This window comes from Actinomadura kijaniata, assembly GCF_014138665.1.
In the GTDB taxonomy this organism is placed as follows: domain Bacteria; phylum Actinomycetota; class Actinomycetes; order Streptosporangiales; family Streptosporangiaceae; genus Spirillospora; species Spirillospora kijaniata.
Map to the genome: position 1 here is coordinate 107376 of NZ_JACJIA010000004.1, position 17942 is coordinate 125317.

The 17942-nt window shown below is 73.6% G+C and carries 15 protein-coding genes; 7 read left to right on the plus strand and 8 right to left on the minus strand.

Going from position 1 to position 17942, the window contains the following annotated elements; translation table 11 throughout:
* Positions 1 to 10 precede the first annotated feature (10 nt).
* Together HNR61_RS16545 and HNR61_RS16550 are read right to left on the minus strand one after the other, a co-directional pair.
* On the minus strand, positions 11 to 1084 hold the full coding sequence (locus HNR61_RS16545; protein ID WP_182844061.1) for an ABC transporter permease: 1074 nt from the start codon (positions 1082 to 1084) through the stop codon (positions 11 to 13).
* Positions 1081 to 1983 carry an ABC transporter ATP-binding protein gene (locus HNR61_RS16550; protein WP_182844062.1) on the minus strand — a complete coding sequence of 301 codons (903 nt, stop codon included), beginning with the start codon at positions 1981 to 1983 and terminating at the stop codon, positions 1081 to 1083. The genes HNR61_RS16545 and HNR61_RS16550 overlap by 4 nt, the downstream gene beginning before the upstream one ends.
* Before the next feature lie 174 nt (positions 1984 to 2157).
* Here HNR61_RS16550 and HNR61_RS16555 point away from each other — a divergent pair, with 174 nt between their 5' ends.
* Together HNR61_RS16555 and HNR61_RS16560 are read left to right on the plus strand one after the other, a co-directional pair.
* Positions 2158 to 4248 (plus strand): DNA gyrase/topoisomerase IV subunit B, encoded by a 2091-nt coding sequence (locus tag HNR61_RS16555; RefSeq protein ID WP_182844063.1) that lies wholly within the window; start codon positions 2158 to 2160, stop codon positions 4246 to 4248.
* A 156-nt stretch (positions 4249 to 4404) separates the two neighbouring features.
* Positions 4405 to 5100, plus strand: a complete 696-nt coding sequence (locus HNR61_RS16560; RefSeq protein WP_182844064.1) for a hypothetical protein — start codon at positions 4405 to 4407, stop codon at positions 5098 to 5100.
* A gap of 13 nt (positions 5101 to 5113) precedes the next feature.
* Here the strand turns inward: HNR61_RS16560 and HNR61_RS16565 are convergent, their stop codons facing one another.
* A complete protein-coding gene (locus HNR61_RS16565) occupies positions 5114 to 6244 on the minus strand; it encodes a tudor domain-containing protein (protein ID WP_182844065.1) in 1131 nt (376 codons plus the stop codon).
* 61 nt (positions 6245 to 6305) lie between these two features.
* Between HNR61_RS16565 and HNR61_RS16570 the strand changes: the two genes are divergently transcribed.
* Both HNR61_RS16570 and HNR61_RS16575 read left to right on the plus strand, forming a co-directional pair.
* Positions 6306 to 7667 (plus strand): FAD-binding oxidoreductase, encoded by a 1362-nt coding sequence (locus tag HNR61_RS16570; protein WP_312897930.1) that lies wholly within the window; start codon positions 6306 to 6308, stop codon positions 7665 to 7667.
* Between the two features lie 73 nt (positions 7668 to 7740).
* Positions 7741 to 9111 (plus strand): APC family permease, encoded by a 1371-nt coding sequence (locus HNR61_RS16575; RefSeq protein WP_182844067.1) that lies wholly within the window; start codon positions 7741 to 7743, stop codon positions 9109 to 9111.
* 43 nt (positions 9112 to 9154) lie between these two features.
* On the opposite strand, the gene HNR61_RS16580 is transcribed toward HNR61_RS16575, so the two are convergent.
* Positions 9155 to 9481 carry a hypothetical protein gene (locus tag HNR61_RS16580; RefSeq protein WP_182844068.1) on the minus strand — a complete coding sequence of 109 codons (327 nt, stop codon included), beginning with the start codon at positions 9479 to 9481 and terminating at the stop codon, positions 9155 to 9157.
* A gap of 48 nt (positions 9482 to 9529) precedes the next feature.
* Complete coding sequence (locus HNR61_RS16585; RefSeq protein WP_182844069.1) at positions 9530 to 11389, minus strand: CocE/NonD family hydrolase; 1860 nt, start codon at positions 11387 to 11389, stop codon at positions 9530 to 9532.
* A 138-nt stretch (positions 11390 to 11527) separates the two neighbouring features.
* On the opposite strand from HNR61_RS16585, the gene HNR61_RS16590 reads away from it, so the two are divergent.
* The 3 genes from HNR61_RS16590 (at position 11528) to HNR61_RS16600 (ending at position 15074) form a co-directional block, all read left to right on the plus strand.
* Complete coding sequence (locus tag HNR61_RS16590; protein ID WP_220509444.1) at positions 11528 to 13051, plus strand: N,N-dimethylformamidase beta subunit family domain-containing protein; 1524 nt, start codon at positions 11528 to 11530, stop codon at positions 13049 to 13051.
* A 194-nt stretch (positions 13052 to 13245) separates the two neighbouring features.
* The gene (locus HNR61_RS49925) at positions 13246 to 14415 is read left to right on the plus strand and encodes a sensor histidine kinase (protein WP_220509445.1); all 1170 of its coding nucleotides are present in this window, start codon (positions 13246 to 13248) and stop codon (positions 14413 to 14415) included.
* Complete coding sequence (locus HNR61_RS16600) at positions 14412 to 15074, plus strand: response regulator (protein WP_182844070.1); 663 nt, start codon at positions 14412 to 14414, stop codon at positions 15072 to 15074. Before HNR61_RS49925 ends, HNR61_RS16600 begins: the two co-directional genes overlap by 4 nt.
* 11 nt (positions 15075 to 15085) lie before the next feature.
* Here HNR61_RS16600 and lipP1 read toward each other — a convergent pair whose 3' ends face one another.
* From lipP1 to HNR61_RS16615, 3 genes are read right to left on the minus strand one after another with little or no spacing between them, the layout of a single operon-like run.
* The gene (gene lipP1 / locus HNR61_RS16605; protein ID WP_182844071.1) at positions 15086 to 16018 is read right to left on the minus strand and encodes a LipP1 family hormone-sensitive lipase; all 933 of its coding nucleotides are present in this window, start codon (positions 16016 to 16018) and stop codon (positions 15086 to 15088) included.
* 17 nt (positions 16019 to 16035) lie between these two features.
* On the minus strand, positions 16036 to 16797 hold the full coding sequence (locus HNR61_RS16610) for a glucose 1-dehydrogenase (protein ID WP_182844072.1): 762 nt from the start codon (positions 16795 to 16797) through the stop codon (positions 16036 to 16038).
* Positions 16798 to 16806: 9 nt separating this feature from the next.
* Positions 16807 to 17934 carry an LLM class flavin-dependent oxidoreductase gene (locus HNR61_RS16615; protein WP_182844073.1) on the minus strand — a complete coding sequence of 376 codons (1128 nt, stop codon included), beginning with the start codon at positions 17932 to 17934 and terminating at the stop codon, positions 16807 to 16809.
* Positions 17935 to 17942: the final 8 nt, after the last annotated feature.

Sequence of the window (17942 nt, forward strand, 5' to 3'; positions counted from 1 at the left end):
TCATTCGGGGTCAGGAGGCGTCCCAGCGGAACATTCGCACCGCCACGACCGCTCCCACCGCCGCGATCCCGAGCAGGGTCACCAGCTGCGGCACGGCGCTCCCGGCGCCCAGGCCGCGACCCATCACGTTCAGCATTCCCTCGTTCAGGTAACGCAGAGGGAAGACATGGGAAAGAGTTCGCATCCATCCCGGGGCCCCGTCCAGCGGGAAGAACGACCCGCCCAGGAACGCCATCGGCAGCACCACCAGCTGGGTCACCGTCTGCGCGGACTCCTGCGTCCGGGCCCATGCCCCGATGACCATGCCGATCGCCAGGAACGCCAGCACGCCCGCCACGACCAGCGGGACCGCCATCCACCACGCCCCCTGGAGCCGCAGCCCGAAGAACGGCAGCGACGCCACCCCCAGGAACACCGCCAGTTGCAGCAGCGCCACGGCCACGCTCACGACCACCCGCGCCCCGAACAGCGCCCAGATCGGCGCCGGGGACAGCCGCAGCCGCCGCAGCAGACCCCGCGTCCGCCACGTCACCAGCGTCTGCGACGCCCCGAACACCCCCGCCGACGCCAGCGCCCACCCCAGCAGGCTCGGCGTGAAGAACTGCACGGCGCCCAGCGACTCGTCCTCCACCCGCTGGACCCGCAGCGAGAACCGGGGCTCCCTCCCCGACGCGGCGACGTCGGCGCTCTGCACGATCGAGCCCAGAAGGCCCCGCACCGTCCCGGCCTTCACCGGGTCGGCCACCGAGTAGTGCGCCACCAGCACGTTCCCGTGCTGCTCCACCACCGCGTCCGCGTCGCCCTCGGCGACCTTCCTCAGCGCCGCCGCCCGGTCACCGCCGCGCTCGACCGCCAGGGTGTCGGTCAACGCCCGTCCGGCCCGCCCGACCGCCTGCTCCAGCACCGGCGCCGCCCCCACCTGGACGACCCTGACCCTCGGCGTCGACTGGTGCCCGAACACCCCCGCGAACACCACCAGGAACAACAGCGGGAACAGCACCGTGAGGAACAACGCCCCCCGATCCCGCACGAACCCCGCGAACAACGCCCACGAAAGACTCCTCAGACCGCCCACCCCGCTCACGCCCGGTACTCCCGTCCGGTCAGCTCCAGGAACACGTCCTCCAGCGTCGCGCCGCGGATCCCCACGCCCGCCAGCGCGCCCCTCGCCGCCAGGGCCGCCACCACCGCCGACGGATCCCGCGTCCGGACGGTCAGCGAGACGCCGTCCTCCTCCGCCTCGTCCACGCCCGGCAGCGACAACGCCTCCGCCGCCGTGAGCACCCCCGCCGCCACGCTGACCCGCGTCGGCGCGTCCAGCCCCCGCACCAGCGTCGCCGGAGGACCCAGCTCCAGCACCCGGCCCGCGTCCACGATCGCGACCCGGTCGCACAGGACCTCGGCCTCGTCCATGGAATGCGTGGTCAGCACGATCGTCCGACCCCCGGTGTTGATCGCCCGCAGCACGTCCCACAGATTCCGCCGCGCCTGCGGGTCCAGCGCCGCCGTCGGCTCGTCCAGGAACACCACCTCCGGGTCGTGCACCAGCGCACACGCGATCGACAACCGCTGCGCCTGCCCGCCCGACAGCTCCTCCACGCGCGTGTCGGCCTTCCCCGCCAGCCCCACCGACTCCAGCATCGCGTCCGCCCGCCGCCCCGGCACCCCGTACAGCGACCCGAACGTCCGCAACTGCTCACGCGCCGTCAACCGCTCGAAGAACGACGACGCCTGCAACTGCACCCCGATCCGGGGCAGCAGCCGGGGGTCGCGCGGCCACGGCGCCATCCCCAGGACCGACACCTCGCCCCCGTCGGCCCGCCGCAACCCCTCGATGATCTCCAGGGCCGTGGTCTTGCCCGCCCCGTTCGGCCCCAGGATCCCGAAGAACTCACCCGCGGCCACGTCGAACGAGATACCGTCCACCGCGTCCACACCGCCGTACCTCTTGCGCAGACCGCGCACACTGATGGTGTATGCCATGATCTGGACACTAGGAACGCGGACCGCGCCGAACACCCGTCCACGGGTGGAGACCGCGGGATCCACCCACCGAACGACCCGCCGCCCTCCCAGGGGCGGCGAGCCTTGTGAAGGACTGTCAGTGCCCGGGGGTAACCTCTTGGCCGACGTCCGACCCCCGAGGAGCACACGCAGTTGACCGCCACCGCAGCTGAACCGACGACCGACGACCAGCAGGGCTACAGCGCCCGGCACCTCTCGGTGCTCGAGGGCCTGGAGGCCGTGCGCAAGCGTCCCGGCATGTACATCGGCTCGACCGACAGCCGCGGACTCGCCCACTGCCTGTGGGAGATCGTCGACAACTGCGTCGACGAAGCCCTGGCCGGACACTGCACCCACATCAGCGTCATCATGCGCGCCGACGGCTCCTTCGAGGTCGGCGACAACGGCCGCGGCATCCCCGTCGACATCGAACCCAAGACCGGCCTCCCCGGCGTCGAACTCGTCATGACCCGCCTGCACGCCGGCGGCAAGTTCGGCGGCGTCTCCTACACCGCCTCCGGCGGCCTCCACGGCGTCGGCGCCTCCGTCGTCAACGCCCTCTCCGCCCGCCTGGACGTCGAGGTCGACCGCGACGGCTCCACCCACGCCATCAGCTTCAAGCGCGGCCTCCCCGGCGAGTTCGCCGACGACGGCCGCCCCAACGCCCGCTTCAAGAAGAAGTCCGGCCTGCGCGCCATCCGCAAGGTCGCCCGCCGCACCACCGGCACCCGCGTGCGCTTCTGGCCCGACATGCAGATCTTCCTCCAGGGCGCCACCATCGAACGCGACCTGGTCATGGACCGCATGCGCCAGACCGCGTTCCTCATCCCCGGCCTCACCATCGACGTCCGCGACGAGCGCGACGACGAGGTCGTCGAGGAGACCTTCCACTTCGAGGGCGGCATCAGCGAGTTCTGCTCCTACCTCGCCAAGGACGCCCCCATCATCGACGTCCTCCGCCTCCAGGGCCGCGGCCACTTCACCGAGACCGTCCCCGTCCTCGACGAGCAAGGCCACCTCATCCCCACCGACGTCGAACGCGACCTCGAGGTCGACGTCGCCCTGCGCTGGGGCACCGGCTACGACACCATCACCAAGTCGTTCGTCAACGTCATCGCCACGCCCAAGGGCGGCACCCACGTCCGCGGCCTCGACCGCGCCCTCATCCGCGTCATCAACGAGCAGCTCCGCGCCACCAAGCTCCTCAAGAACGGCGACGAGGACGTCATCAAGGACGACATCCTCGAAGGCCTCACCGCCGTCGTCACCGTCCGCCTCCCCGAACCGCAGTTCGAAGGCCAGACCAAGGAGATCCTCGGCACCTCGGCCGCCACCCGCATCGTCTCCCGCGTCGTCGGCGACGAGCTGAAGGCCATCTTCGAGAACCCCTCCCGCGGCCAGAAGCAGCAGCTCCGCACCGTCCTCGAAAAGATCGTCAGCGCGGCCAAGACCCGCATCGCGGCCCGCACCCAGCGCGACAACCAGCGCCGCAAGAACGCCCTGGAGAACTCGGCGCTCCCGGCGAAGCTCGTGGACTGCCGCACCACCGACGACCGCAGCGAGCTGTTCATCGTCGAGGGCGACTCGGCCCTCGGCACCGCGAAGCTCGCCCGCAACTCCGAGTTCCAGGCGCTGCTGCCCATCCGCGGCAAGATCCTGAACGTCCAGAAGGCGTCGGTCGCGGACATGCTGAAGAACACCGAGTGCGCCGCGATCATCCAGGTGGTCGGCGCGGGCTCGGGCCGCACGTTCGACATCGACGCCGCAAGGTATGGACGCCTCATTCTCATGTCGGACGCCGACGTCGATGGAAGTCACATCAGATGTCTTCTGTTGACTCTGATCAACCGCTACATGCGTCCGCTCCTGGAGGCCGGTCGCGTGTTCGCCGCCGTCCCGCCGCTGCACCGGATCGAGCTGATCAAGCCGAAGCGGGGCCAGGACAAGTACATCTACACCTACAGCGACGCCGAGCTGCGCAAGAAGCTCGTCGAGCTGGAGCGCAAGGGCCAGCGCTGGAAGGAGCCCATCCAGCGCTACAAGGGTCTGGGTGAGATGGACGCCGACCAGCTCGCCGAGACGACGATGGACCCGCGCTACCGCATGCTGCGCCGCATCCGCGTCGAGGACGCCGAGGAGGCCGCCAAGGTGTTCGCCCTGCTGATGGGCAGCGAGGTCGCCCCGCGCCGCCAGTTCATCATCGCCGGAGCGAGCGAGCTGGACGTGGAGCGCATCGACACCTGACGTCCACCGGCGGACGGTCTTCGGGGTGTTCTGGGGGAGTGGGAGCTCGCTCGGAACACCCCGTTCGGGTTTGGGGCCCCGCCCGGACCGGCCGGAACAGCGGCCTTGCCGAACCTCCTGTCCAAGGGGCCCGAACGTCGCAGGAACGGAGCGGCCATGAGCGGCCTGACGGTCACTGAACGGCTACTGGAGAAGGCGCTTCTCGAACTCCGGGAAGCCTCCGGTGCAGAGGACCTCGAATGGCGGCGAGGCGACCTCCATGTGGAGCATGAGGACATCGAAGCGGAAGTCGCCGCCCTGTCCGAGGCGGCCGGCACCGTCCTCGACCCGAGGTTCAGGGAGGGGCTCTGCCGTTTCGATGAGATTTCGGCCTGCTGGTCCCTGGACTCTCCGAGAGAGCTCGGCGGTGAGTTCAGCGTGGTGAACCTCCACCAGGCCCTCGCCGAGAAGGCGCACGACCATCCCCTTGAGGAGACGCTGACGCCGGACGAGCGGCAGCGGTGGTCGGAGCTGCGCCCGTTCGACGGCCACCCCGTGACGGGGACGGGGGAGTGGGTGGCCTTGCGCGTCCGCCCGGACGAGCCCATGCCCGAGCTCTGGTACTACCACCCCGAAATCGCGCCCTACAAGGGGCTCAGGATGGACATCGACTACTGCGGGTACCTCCGGAACCTGGCGATCACCAAAGGGGTCTACGGCTGGCAGAAACTGTTCTGCGACATCACTCCGCTCGACGAGGACGACAGGGAGTACTTCCGCGCCGACATGGCGGAAATGCTCGAACTCTTCCCCGTGCTGTTCCCCGACCACGACTACGAGCCTCTGCGGCGACGCCTGGCCGAGCGAAGCTGAGACCCAGGCCCGGTCACCAGTCGCGGACCTGCTCCACGCCCGCGATGAGGCTCTCCCTCGCCCAGGTCAGGTCCTGGGCGAGGGTGGTCTCGGCCTGGTCCACCAGGTGGTCCAGGGCGGTGAAGAGTTCCTCGCGTTCGACGGTCTCGATGAAGCCGGTGCGGCGGTCGAGGGCGTTGAACGCCTCGCCGTACTCGCGGCCGATCTCGACCAGGCGTCGCGGGTCGTCGGCGGTGAGGGCCTCCAGGACCGCTCGCCGGGTCCTCCTGTACTGGGCGACGGCCTTGGTGTAGCGGGTGCGACCGATGCGTTCGCGGCCGTCCCAGTCGCGGAGGGGGTTGTCGCGGTTCTCGGCGACCCATTCGGGTTTGCGGGCGCGGCGGATGTCGACGTGGACGCCGTGGGGGATCTGGGGTTTCCAGGCCCTGCGCATCGCGGTGGCGTATCCGGTGGGGATGCCGCTCAGGAGCAGTGATTCCAGGGCGGGGACGCGTTCGGGGAGCAGGCGGTCGTGCCCGGTCATCCCGAACAGGTTCACGATGCGGAGCCGCTGGAGGGACGCGAGCTCGTTGAGGCGTTCGGCGGCGGTCAGGAGGCCGAGGTCGCCGTGCAGGGACAGGTCGGTGAGGTGGGGGTGGCGCTCGACCAGGAGACCGCAGTCGAGCGTGGTGATCCGCCGGACGGTCAGGTCCGTGATCTCGGGGGCGTGGTCGAGTTCGGCGGCGGTGCGGGTGGCCTTCCAGGGCTGCGGCAGGTCCCCGTGGTCGCCGGTGTCCCAGTGCCGCTGGCGGGCGAGCTGGTCGTCGACGCGCCAGCCGTGGGAGTAGGCGTTGGGGGGCTGGTCGCGGAGGAGGGGCAGGGCGCCGATGACCTTGAAGCCGCGGGGGAGGACCCACTCGTGGTGGCAGTGTTCGACGCGGCCGTTCCAGGCGTGGTGGGTCAGGACGAGCGGCGCGACGTCGCCGAGGTCGGCGACGGTGGCGGGTTCGGGGCCGGACCAGTCCAGCGTGAGGACGGCGGCGGTCTCGGCCTCGGGGTCGAGGTGGGTGATCTGCGCGGCGACCCAGGCGTTGAGGATGGGCGAGTGCCTGGTCACGATGTCGCCGGGGGCGATCGGCCGCGGGGGGACGCGCTGGCGGGGCATGGCGACGATCATAGGCGCGGGCCCTGACGGGGCTTCGGGAACGGTTGTTACGGTGCTGGGCGTGCGGTTTCTTGATGCTCTGGCAGGGGTCCTGCCGTCGGATGTGATCGTCCGGGATGCCGATGTCGTGGCCGCCCATGCCCGCGACCAGGCGGCGTGGGCGCCGGAGGGGACGGCGTTGGCGCTGGTCAGGGCGCGCAGCGCCGAGCAGGTGCGGGACGTGGTCGCGCTGTGCGCCGAGCACGGGGTGCCGGTGGTGCCGCGCGGGGCCGGGACGGGGCTGTCCGGTGGGGCCAACGCCGTGGACGGCTGCGTGCTGCTGGCCCTGGGCGGGATGGACCGCGTCCTGGAGATCGACGCGGCCGAGCAGATCGCGGTGGTGCAGCCGGGCGTCGTCAACGACCGGCTGCGGGAGGCCGTCGCCGAGCACGGGTTGTGGTATCCGCCGGACCCCGCCAGCTCCCCGTGGTCGACGATCGGTGGGAACGCGGCGACCAACGCGGGCGGGGTCTGCTGCGTCAAGTACGGCGTGACCAGGGATTACGTGCTGGGTCTCCAGGTCGTCACCGGCACCGGCAGGCTGGTGCGGGTGGGGCGGCGGACCCGCAAGGGCGTGGCCGGGTACGACCTGGCGGGGCTGTTCGTGGGGTCGGAGGGCACCCTCGGAGTGATCACCGAGGTCACCGTGCGGCTGCTGCCGCTGCCGCGGGGGACGCCCCGGACGGTGGTGGGGGCGTTCGGTTCGCTGGTCGCGGCGGGGGAGGCCGTCGCGGCGGTGGCCGCGTCGGGGATCGCGCCGTCGGCGCTGGAGCTGGTCGACCGGTACTGCCTGCGCGCGGTCGACGACTGGAAGAACATGGGCCTGGCCGATCTGGGCGACGTGCTGCTGCTGGGGCGGGTCGACTCCGGTGACGAGGACGAGGCGGCGCTGCTGCAACGCTGCTTCGACGAGGCCGGGGCCGGGTGGAGCACCCGGTCGACCGACGCGGAGGAGGCCGAGGCGCTGTTCGCGGCGCGGCGGCTGGCGTATCCGGCGCTGGAACGGCTCGGGCCCGTGCTGACCGAGGACGTGTGCGTGCCGCGGGGCCTGGTGCCCCGGATGCTGGGGCGGATCGAGGAGCACGCCCGGATCCACGGGGTGCACGTCGCCAACATCGCGCACGCCGGGGACGGGAACCTGCACCCGCTGATCGTGGTGCCCGCCGGGGACGAGGCGGCGCGGGCGCGGGCGCAGGCGGCGTTCGAGGCGATCCTGGACGACGCGATCGCGCTGGGCGGGACCGTGACCGGTGAGCACGGGGTCGGGCTGCTCAAACGGCGCGGCATGCACGCCGAGGTCGGCGAGGACGTGCTGGAGCTGCACCGCGCGGTGAAGGCCGCCCTGGACCCGGCCGGGATCCTCAACCCCGGGAAGGTCATCTGAGCGCCACGGTTCGGTAAAACCTTGCTTTTCCGGGTATCTGGGGCGGCACGCCGGGGTCGGAGAGCGGGGTGCCATGTCGGAGGGACCGGAGGAACGGGTCGATCCGCGCCAGCTGGAGGGCGGGCTGCGGCGCGTCGTCGGGCGCCGGACGCTGCTGCTGTTCGTGATCGGGGACATCCTCGGCGCGGGCATCTACGCGCTGGTCGGGAAGGTGTCGGGCGAGGTCGGCGGGGCGGTGTGGCTGCCGTTCCTGGTCGCGTTCGTGCTGGCGGCGCTGACGGCGACCGCGTACGCGGAGCTGGTCGGCAAGTATCCGCAGGCGGCGGGCGCGGCGCTGTACGTGAACCGGGCGTTCGGGGTGCCGTTCGTGACGTTCGTCGTGGCGTTCGCGGTGATGATGAGCGGGGTCACCTCGGCGAGCGCGGCGGCGCGCGCGTTCGGCGGCGACTACCTGGCCGAGTTCGTGTCGCTGCCGACGCTGGTGGGCGCCCTGGCGTTCCTGGCGGTCGTGACGCTGGTGAACCTGGCCGGGATCTCCGAGTCGATCAAGGTGAACGTGGCGCTGACGCTGGTGGAGGCGTCGGGACTGCTGGTCATCATCGTGATCGGGGTGTTCGCGCTGGTCGGCGGGGACGGGGAGCCGAGCCGGGCGCTGGAGTTCCATCCGGGGGGCGGGGCGTTCCTCGGGGTGGTCGGCGGGACGGCGCTGGCGTTCTACGCGCTGCTGGGGTTCGAGGACTCGGTGAACCTGGCGGAGGAGGCCAAGGATCCCGAGCGCGACTTCCCGGTCGCGCTGTTCGGCGGCCTGGCGGTCGCGGTGGTGATCTACGGGGCGGTGGCGTTCACCGCGACGATGCTGGTGGACGCCCGGACGTTGCAGAGCTCGACGGGGCCGCTGCTGGAGGTCGTGAAGGTGGCGGGGCTGGACTTCCCGCCGAAGCTGTTCGCGCTGATCGCGCTGCTGGCGGTCGGGAACACCGCCCTGATCAACATGATCATGGCGTCGCGGCTGGTGTACGGCATGGCGCGGGAGCGGATCGTGCCGCCGCCGCTGGGCGCGGTCCATCCGACGCGGCGCACGCCGTGGGTGGCGATCGCGTTCACCGTGGCGCTGGCGGTGGCGCTGGTCGCCACCGGGGACGTCGGCGGGCTGGCCGACACGACGGTGCTGCTGCTGCTGTGCGTGTTCGCGCTCGTCAACGTCTGCGTGCTGGTGCTGCGGCGCGAGCGCGTGGAGCACCGGCACTTCCGGGCGCCGACGTGGATGCCGGTGCTGGGCGCGGCGAGCTGCCTGTTCCTGACGCTGCCGATCACCGGCCGGGACGGCGAGGTGTACCTGCGGGCGCTGGTGCTGCTCGCGATCGGGCTGGTGTTGTGGCTGGTCAACCGGATGGTGCTGCGGCGGACGGCCCGCTCCGGCGCCACCCGTCCCGGCCGGGGCTGATCGCGGGGGTGGAGCTAGTACCACCCCGGGTCGGAAAGCCGCGTTACCGACAGCGCGCCCCCTCCACCGGCACCTTGGTGATCACAGTGGTCGGGCGGTGCGGGGGAGCGGGCGTGGCGGGGTCGGTGCGGGAGTGGTGGGCGGCGGTCGAACGGGCGCTGGAGCCCTGGCTGACGCTGCCGCCGGTCGCCGTCGCGTCGACCGGATGGCGGATCGTGGCGACCGCGCTGACCGGCGGGGACGCGGTGACGGCGTGGGGGCGGCACGACGCCGCCGCGCTGATGGTCGCGGTGCTGTGGCTGCTGCCGTGGGGCGACCTGACGCGGCGGGCCGTGCCGATGCTGGTCGACTGGCATGCTGCGGGGCGCATGGTGAGCGCCCCGCGCCGCCGCCGTCAGGGTCGCCCTCAGGGCGGCCCTCAGGGCTGGACCGGCAGCGCGACCCAGGAGGGGTTCTTCGGGTCGTGCCAGATCTTCAGGCCGGGACCGACGGAGTCGCCGAGCTGGGGCAGCGGCGGGAACAGGTGGGGGAAGTCGGCGGTCTGCACCGAGATCCGCAGCCGGTGGCCGGGCTTGATCTCGGCGGCGATCGGGAAGACCTCGACGTCGATGGGGACCGGCCGGTTCTTCGGCATCGCCTTCGCCGAGCGCCTGGTGAACGGATGCCACGGCCGCACGATCATCCCGTCGGCGCGGTCGCTCCTGTCCTTGTCGAGGGCCCGCAGCGACAGCACCTGCCAGCCCGCGGTGAGCTGGGTGGCGCGGCCGTCGGGGGCGACGTCCTCGACCCGCACCGTGACCTGGCCGTCCTTGGCGGCGCTGGAGACGGTGAGATGCGCGTTGATCGGCCCGGACAGGCGCAGGGGCCTGGTGACCGGCATGTCGTAGACGACGCCGAGCCGGTCGTTGGCGCTGTTGTCGTACTCGCAGGCCAGGCCGAAGAATTTCAGGAAGCCCGCGCCCGCCCACTGGATGGTGGAGCGGGTGCACAGCCCGGCGAACGGGTTGTAGGGCACCGCGTCGGGGCCGCCGCCGCCCTTGCCGGGGGTGAGCGTCCGGCCCTTGCTGAGCTGGAACGCCCGGTAGCGGACCCCGGCGGGCGGCCACTGGGTGGTGCTCCTCCACTTGCCGGAGCCGTTCTCGAAGTAGGTGACCGGCGGGACGTCGCGGTCCAGCCCGGGATCGGGAACGTCCCGGACGTACCGGTCGAACCACCGCAGCATCAGGTCCGCCAGCGGCGGTCCGGGCGGGGTCGGCGTGCCGGGCAGCGTGAGGCCGAGCGCCGGGGCGGCGCCGTCGATGTGGTACCAGGGCCCGTACACGAACCGCGCCGGGACCCGGCGCGCGAGCCGCTGGTAGAGCATCGGCTCGCTGCGCTGGAAGATGTCGAACTCGCCGCCCACGACGAACGTGGGCACGTTCACCCGGTCCACGACCTCCAGCGGGGAGCGCGTCCGGTAGAACGGCCCGTCGAACGCCTTCTCGCCCCCGGCCAGCGCGTCGAGGAGCATCCGGATCTGGAAGTCGCCGATGTTGCCGAAGTGCTCGCGCAGCACCTGCTGCGCCTTCCGCGGGTCGCGGCCGGCGTAGGTGGGCGGGATCAGGCTGGTGCCGCCGACCGCCGCCAGCCAGAACGGGACGAAGCCCAGTCCGAGCTGGCCGCCCGTCCCGATGACGTCGCGGTAGGCGTCGCCCATCGGCACCACCGGGAACAGCGCCTTCAGGCCCCTGGGGCGCTGCGCGGCGGTGAACAGCTGGTTGATGCCGCCGTAGGACGCGCCGACCATCCCGACGCGCCCGTCGGACCAGGGCCGCTTGCGGGAGGCCGCCCACTCGACGATCTCCTTGCCGTCGCGCTGCTCGCGGGCGCTGAACGCCTCCCACTTCCCGCGCGAGCCGCCGGTTCCCCGCACGTCCACGATGATCTGGACGTAACCGCGCTTGACCAGGTGGTCGCTGGCCATGTTCGCGCCCGGCAGGGTCTTGTTGTAGGGGGTCATGGTGACGATGACGGGGAACCGCCCGGCGACGGGCCTGCCGCCGCGCGCGGGGCGGCGGACGTCGGCGACCAGCTCGGTGCCGTCGCTCATCGTCAGGACGATGTCCTTCTCGGTGGCCACGTCGTAGGCGGCGGGTCGCGGCCGCCACGCGCCCGGGGCGGGCGCGGCGGCCGGCGCGGTGGCGAGGGCGGTGGCGGGTGCGGCGTGAACGGCCGGAACGGCGGTGAGGGCGAGGGCTGCGGTGGCTAGGGGCGCGGTCCAACGAGTGACGCGGCGCATCGGCGGTACCTCCAGGCGCGGGTTTCCCGCCGGTAACGTAATGGCTCACTTACCGAACGGCAAGTATTGACCCAGTGTCCAGTAACGGCCGTCCCGTGGCGCCGCTCCCGCGCGGCCGCGTTCCGCCAGGTTGGAGGCGTGCCAACGAACCGGGGAACCGCCGTCCCCTACCTGACGGCGTTGACGCTGCTCATCGCCGTGCCGACCGCCCTGCTGCTCGCGGGCTGCGGCGCCCTGGGCGACGGCTGGTGGGCCAACCAGGCCGCGCGGCCGGTCCACGACCCGCACGCCGCCGGCACCGCCGTCGAGAACACCCGCTCCGGGACCCCCGACTGGCGGATCCGCCACAAGGGCGCCGAGCACGAGATCGAGGGCTACGCCGACCGGGTGAGCGTGCTGCCGGGCCAGAGCTTCCGGCTGTTCGTGTCGACCACGGCGGCGGGCTTCCGGGTGGAGGCGTTCCGGGTCGGCTGGTACGGCGGAGCGCAGGCCCGCCGGATCTGGACGTCGTCCCGCCGGCCCGGCACGAGGCAGGCCGCGCCCGTCGTCAGCGCCGGGACCCGGACGGTGACCGCGCCGTGGCGGCCGTCGCTGACCGTTCCCACCGCCCACTGGCCCGAGGGCGTCTACCTGCTGCGCCTCACCGCCGACACCGGCGCGCAGCGCTACGTCCCCCTCACCCTGCGGTCGGCGAGCACCCGGGGCCGCGTGGTGGTCCTCAACGCCACCACCACCTGGCAGGCCTACAACCTGTGGGGAGGCCGCAACCTCTACCGGGGGCCCGGCGGCCACGACGACCGGTCCCGCGCCGTCAGCTTCGACCGGCCCTACGACAAGAACGGCACCGGCAAGTTCATGGGCTACGAGCACCCGGCGATCGTGCTGGCGGAGAAGACCGGCGTGCCCCTGGCCTACGCGACCGACAACGACCTGCACGCCGACCCCGGCCTCCTCGACGGCGCGCGCGGCCTGGTGTCGCTCGGCCACGACGAGTACTGGTCCACCCGCATGCGCGCCCACGTCACCCGCGCCCGCGACCGGGGCGCGAACCTGGCGTTCCTCGGCGCCAACGCGGTCAACCGGCACATCCGCCTGGACCCCACCCCGCTCGGCCCGGACCGCCTGGTCACCTGCTACAAGGACGCCGCCGAGGACCCGGTCTCCCGCACCGACCCGGCCGAGTCCACCCAGGACTGGCGGCTGCCGCCGCACCCGCGCCCCGAGAGCGACGTCATGGGGATCATGTACAACTGCTTCCCGGCCACGGGGGCGTTCACGGTCCGCCGCCCCGGCCACTGGCTGCTGCGCGGCACCGGGGCGCGGCGCGGCACCGCGTTCCCCGGCCTGATCGGGCCCGAGACCGACGCGCTCAACCCCGGCGGCCCCACCCCGCGCCCCATCGAGATCTGGGCGCACTCGCCGATCGACTGCGGCGGCACGCCCATGACCGCCGACGCCGCCTACTACACGACGGCGAGCGGATCCGGCGTCGTGGCGACCGGCACCATGCGCTGGGTGTGCGCCCTGCGCGGCCCCGCCTGCGGGCACGGTGTCACCCGGCGGACCCAGCGCTTCGTCGCGACGGTCACCGGCACGCTGCTGCGGGAGATGGCGCGCGGCCCGCTCGGCGCCTCCCACCCCGCCCGCGACGACCGGCCCTGAGGCCTCCACCCCGGGGTGGAGAACGGCGTCCCCACCCGCGCTCCGATCCGCGGCGGGGCGGGCCCTCCTAGGGTTGCGGGCATGAACGCGCCGCTCGACGTCATGACCGCGACCGCCGTCGCGCGGCCGGCCGTCCCCGGCGGGGCGGCGGGAGCGGGCCGCCCGCCCGGCACCGCACGGGTTAGCGTCGTCACGTGAGGTCCAGGTGCTTGGGAGTCCACGGCGGGCACGTGCGGGCCCTCCTGGTCGCGGCCGTGGTGGTGTGGGCGTTCGGCGCCTATGTGCGCGACGCCATGCAGGGCTCGCCCCGGCCGGGCCTGACCGGCGCGGGGCTGGCCGTGACGGCGCTGAACGCGGCGTCGTTCGCGCTGCTGGCCGCCGGGATCGGGGCGGGCGGGGAGCGTCCCGGACGGCTCCGGCGAAGGGTGCGCGACGCCGCCCCGTGGGCGGGGGACGCGCTGCTGCTGGCGGGCATGGCGACGTCCCTGGCCCTGTACGGGACCACCGGCGCCGACAGCGGCGGGTTCTTCCTGACCATGGTCGCCCTGTGGGTGCTGGTCAGCCGGTGGCCGCTGCGCCGGGCGGTCCCGCTCGGCATGGCGACGATGGCGACGGTGTCGGCCGTCGGCATGGCCGCCGGCGACGGCCACCTCGACACGGGGACCTACGTCGGGTTCATCGGGGTCATGCTCGGGGCGACCGCGCTGCGCGAGCGCCGCGCCGCCGAGTCCGGGGCCCGCCGCGCCGAGGCCGCGGCGCTGCTGCTGGACGAGCGCACCCGCCTGGCCCGCGAGATCCACGACATCCTCGCCCACTCCCTGTCGGCGCAGCTCGTCCATCTGGAGGGCGCGCGGCTGCTGCTGTCGCGCGACGGCGACCGGACCCAGGCCCTGGAGCGGGTCGAACGCGCCCAGAACCTGGCCCGCTCCGGCCTGGAGGAGACCCGCCGCGCCCTGGCCGCGCTGCGCGGCGACGCGCCCCCGCCCGACCGGGCGCTGGCCGGGCTCGCCGACGAGTACCGCGCCGCGACCGGCCGCGACGCCGCCGTCGAGGTCGTCGGCGACCCCCGCGAGCTCAGCCCGCCGGCGGCCCTGTCGGTGGTCCGCACCGCGCAGGAGGCGCTGACCAACGTCCGCAAGCACGCCCCCGGGGCCCGCGTCCGCCTCACCCTGCGCTACCTGCCCGGGCACGCCGAGCTGGAGGTCGTCGACACCGGCGGCACCGAGCCCGGCCTCGACATCGCCGCGACCGGCTCCGGCTACGGCCTGGTCGGCATGCGGGAGCGCGCCGAGCTGATCGGTGGCACCCTGGAGTCCGGGCCGGAGGGGAAGGGGTACCGGGTGAAGCTGCGGTTGCCGGTGTGAGCGGGGAGCCGGTGCGGGTGCTGGTCGCCGACGACCAGACCGTCGTGCGGGAGGGCCTGGTCCTGCTGCTGGACCTGCTGCCGGAACTGGAGGTGGTCGGCGCGGCCGCCGACGGGGAGCAGGCCGTCGCGATGGTCGCCGAGCACCGCCCGCACGTGGTGCTGATGGACCTGCGGATGCCGCGCGTGGACGGCGTGGAGGCGACCCGGCGGATCAGGGACGCCCACCCCGAGGTGGAGGTCGTCGTGCTGACCACCTACGCCGACGACGACTCGGTCTTCGCGGCGCTGCGCGCCGGGGCGCGCGGCTACCTCACCAAGGACGCCCGCGCCGAGGAGATCTCGGCGGCCGTGCGGGCGGTGCGCGCGGGCCGCTCCCTGCTGGACCCGGCCGTGCAGCGCCGCCTGGTGGAGGCCGTGGCGGGCGAGCGGGCCCCGGCCCGGTCCCGCCGCGCCGACCTGCCCGACGGGCTGACCCCGCGCGAGGCCGAGGTCCTCACGCTGATCGCGCGGGGACGGTCCAACGGCGAGATCGCCACCGACCTGTTCATCTCCGAGGCGACGGTGAAGACCCACATCAACAACCTGTTCGCCAAGGCGGGCCTGCGCGACCGCGCCCAGGCCGTCACCTACGCGTTCCGCCACGGCCTGGCCGACTGAACGGGCCCGCCTCAGCGGGCGGCGAGGCCCTCGCGCAGCGCCGCCACGACCGCCCGCTGGGCCTCCGCCGCCACCGGCAGGACATGGTCCAGCGAGACGAACCCGTGGAACGCGCCCGCCATCCGCCGCGACCCGACCCTCACGCCCGCCCGCGCCAGCCGCGCCGCGTACGCCTCGCCCTCGTCGCGCAGCGGGTCCACCTCGGCGGTCAGCACGAACGCCGGGGGCAGCCCCGACAGGTCGGCGGCGCGCAGCGGGGAGGCGTGCGGATGGTCGCCGTCGGCCGGGTCGGCCAGGTACTGCTCCCAGTACCACCGCATGTGCGCCGAGGTCAGGAAACCACCGGTCGCGTACTCGGTGTAGGTGGGGGTGTCCCGCGCCGCGTCGGTCACCGGGTAGACCAGTAGCTGGAACGCCAGGTCCGGCCCGCCCTCGTCGCGGGCGCGCAGCGCGGTCACGGCCGCCAGGCAGCCGCCCGCGCTGTCCCCGGCCACCGCCAGCCGCGCCGGGTCGCCGCCGAACGCGGCGGCGTGCGCGGCGGCCCACCGGACGGCCGCGAACGCGTCGTCCACGGCCGCCGGGAACCGGTGCTCGGGCGCCAGCCGGTAGTCCACCGACACCACGACCGCGTCCGCGCCGCGCGCCAGCACCCGGCACAGCCGGTCGTGGGTGTCCAGCCCGCACAGCACGAACCCGCCGCCGTGGAAGAACACCACCACCGGACGCGGCCCGCCCGCCCCCTCCGGCCGGTAGACCCGCACCGGGAGGCCGCCGTCGGTCATCCGGTCCTCGACCCGCCCCACGGGGACCGGGTCGGGCTCGGGGGCGCGCGCCGCCGCCAGGACGCGCCGGGCCTCCGCCGCGTCGGTCACGGCGCCGCCGAGGTCCGGGAACGCCGCGCTCATGGCGGCGGCGATCTCTGCTGCCAGGGGGTCGAGGGGCATCGGGGCCTCCGGCCGGATCAGTGCGGGATCTGCTGTGCCATCATGACCTGGCCCGCCGTCCAGCCGCCGTCCACGGCGACCTCCGAGCCGGTCATGTAGGAGGCGGCGTCGGAGATCAGGAACGCGACCACCGCGCCGACCTCCCCGGGGACGCCGACCCGGCCGAGCGCGGCCGACGGGAAGCCGCCCTCGCCGACCCGCGCGCCGTGCGCGGCGGTCATCGGCGTGTAGGTCATGCCGGGGTGGACCGAGTTGACCCGGATCCGGTCGCGGCCCAGCTCCACCGCCGCGACCTTGGTGAGGCCGCGCACGCCCCACTTGGACGCGCCGTAGCCCGAGGTCAGCGGCAGCGCGGTCAGCCCGGCCGCCGACGAGATGTTGACGATGGAGCCGCCGCCCGCCGCGCGCATCGCCGGGATCACCGCCCTGACGCCGAGCCACACCCCGGTCAGGTTGACCCTCAGGACCTTCTCGAAGTGCTCCAGCGGCTCGTGCTCGATGGCCTGGCTGGAGGCGATGCCGGCGTTGTTGACCAGGCCGTCCAGGCGGCCGCGGGTCTCCACGGCGGTGTCCACCACGCGCCGCCAGGCCGCCGGGTCGGTCACGTCGTGCTCGACGAAGACCCCGCCGACCTCGGCGGCGGTCGCGCGGCCCTCCTCGGCGAGCAGGTCGGTGACCACGACCCTCGCGCCCCCGCGCGCCAGGTGCGCGGCGGTCGCCGCGCCCAGCCCCCGGGCCCCGCCGGTGACGATCACTACCTTGTCCCGAAGCCCGGACATCGCCGTCCCCTACCTCTCGTCTCCCCTGAAGTGCGGGATGACCTTGTCACCCCACCGCCTGATCGTCTCCAGGCAGGCGTCCTGCGGGACCGTCCCCATCTGGATCAGGCACATGACCTCGTCGACCCCGGCCTCGGCCAGGCGCCCGACGTAGGCGATCGCGTCGTCGGCGGTGCCGTAGGCGTGCTCGCCGCCGAACGTGGCGGTGGTGTGCGGGCCCACCGGGATCCTGGCCTCGTGCAGGTGGGCGACCTGCTGCTCGGCGGCCTGGCGGAGGGCGGCGACCTCGTCGGCGCCGGGGTGCACGGCCTCGTCCGGCGGCGGCGCGCTCCCGTACCAGTGCGCGATCGACTGCGCGAAGAACCGCTGCCCGCGCGCCCCGATCCGCACCGCCTCCCGCCGGTCGTCCAGCACGATCGTCGGGCACAGGGCGGCGAAGTGGTCGTTGACGACCGTGGACACCCGCCGCCCGCCGGTGCGGGCCGCGATCGCGGCCGAGTAGGCGCGGCGCAGCCCGGCGACCTGCTCGGGCCCGGAGAAGCCCAGCACCAGCGCGCCCACCCCGTACTCGGCGGCGAGCACGAGGGTGTCGCGCCGGGAGCACGCCAGGAACAGCGGCGGGTGCGGCTCCTGGACGGGCCGGGGCAGGATCGGGTGCGGCGGGATGTCCAGCAGCTCGCCGTGCCACTCCAGCTCGTCGGCACGCCAGGCCGCGGCGATGATCCGCAGCGACTCGTCCAGCTCGGCGCGGGTGCGGTCCGGGTCCACCCCGCACAGCGAGGTCTCCTGCCGCGTCGCGCCCCGCCCCGCGCCGAGGTCGAGCCGCCCGCCGCTCAGCACGTCCAGCATCGCCGCGCGTTCGGCGACCCGCACCGGGTGGTTGAACCCGAACGGCAGGCACACCACCCCGTGCCCGAGCCGGATGCGGCTGGTCCGGGCGGCGACGTAGGACAGGAAGACCTCGGGCGCGCTCATGTGCGCGTACCAGCGCAGGCTGTGGTGCTCCACCGCCCACACCCGGTCGAAGCCCGCCTCCTCGGCGAGCACGGCCTGCTCCACGCAGTCGTGCAGCACCCGCCGCTCGTGCTCGGGGGTGGGGTGGGCGAGCTGCGCCTCGAAGATCATCGAGAACTTCATCCGGGTTA

What these genes read in the sequence shown, in the direction of transcription:
- HNR61_RS16575 (WP_182844067.1), top strand. Translation starts at nt 7,741, where the DNA reads ATGTCGGAGGGACCGGAGGAACGGGTCGATCCGCGCCAGCTGGAGGGC.
- HNR61_RS16615 (WP_182844073.1), bottom strand. Translation starts at nt 17,934, where the DNA reads ATGAAGTTCTCGATGATCTTCGAGGCGCAGCTCGCCCACCCCACCCCC.
- HNR61_RS16550 (WP_182844062.1), bottom strand. Translation starts at nt 1,983, where the DNA reads ATGGCATACACCATCAGTGTGCGCGGTCTGCGCAAGAGGTACGGCGGT.
- HNR61_RS16610 (WP_182844072.1), bottom strand. Translation starts at nt 16,797, where the DNA reads ATGTCCGGGCTTCGGGACAAGGTAGTGATCGTCACCGGCGGGGCCCGG.
- HNR61_RS16580 (WP_182844068.1), bottom strand. Translation starts at nt 9,481, where the DNA reads ATGCGCCCCGCAGCATGCCAGTCGACCAGCATCGGCACGGCCCGCCGC.
- HNR61_RS16585 (WP_182844069.1), bottom strand. Translation starts at nt 11,389, where the DNA reads ATGCGCCGCGTCACTCGTTGGACCGCGCCCCTAGCCACCGCAGCCCTC.
- lipP1 (WP_182844071.1), bottom strand. Translation starts at nt 16,018, where the DNA reads ATGCCCCTCGACCCCCTGGCAGCAGAGATCGCCGCCGCCATGAGCGCG.
- HNR61_RS16565 (WP_182844065.1), bottom strand. Translation starts at nt 6,244, where the DNA reads ATGCCCCGCCAGCGCGTCCCCCCGCGGCCGATCGCCCCCGGCGACATC.
- HNR61_RS16560 (WP_182844064.1), top strand. Translation starts at nt 4,405, where the DNA reads ATGAGCGGCCTGACGGTCACTGAACGGCTACTGGAGAAGGCGCTTCTC.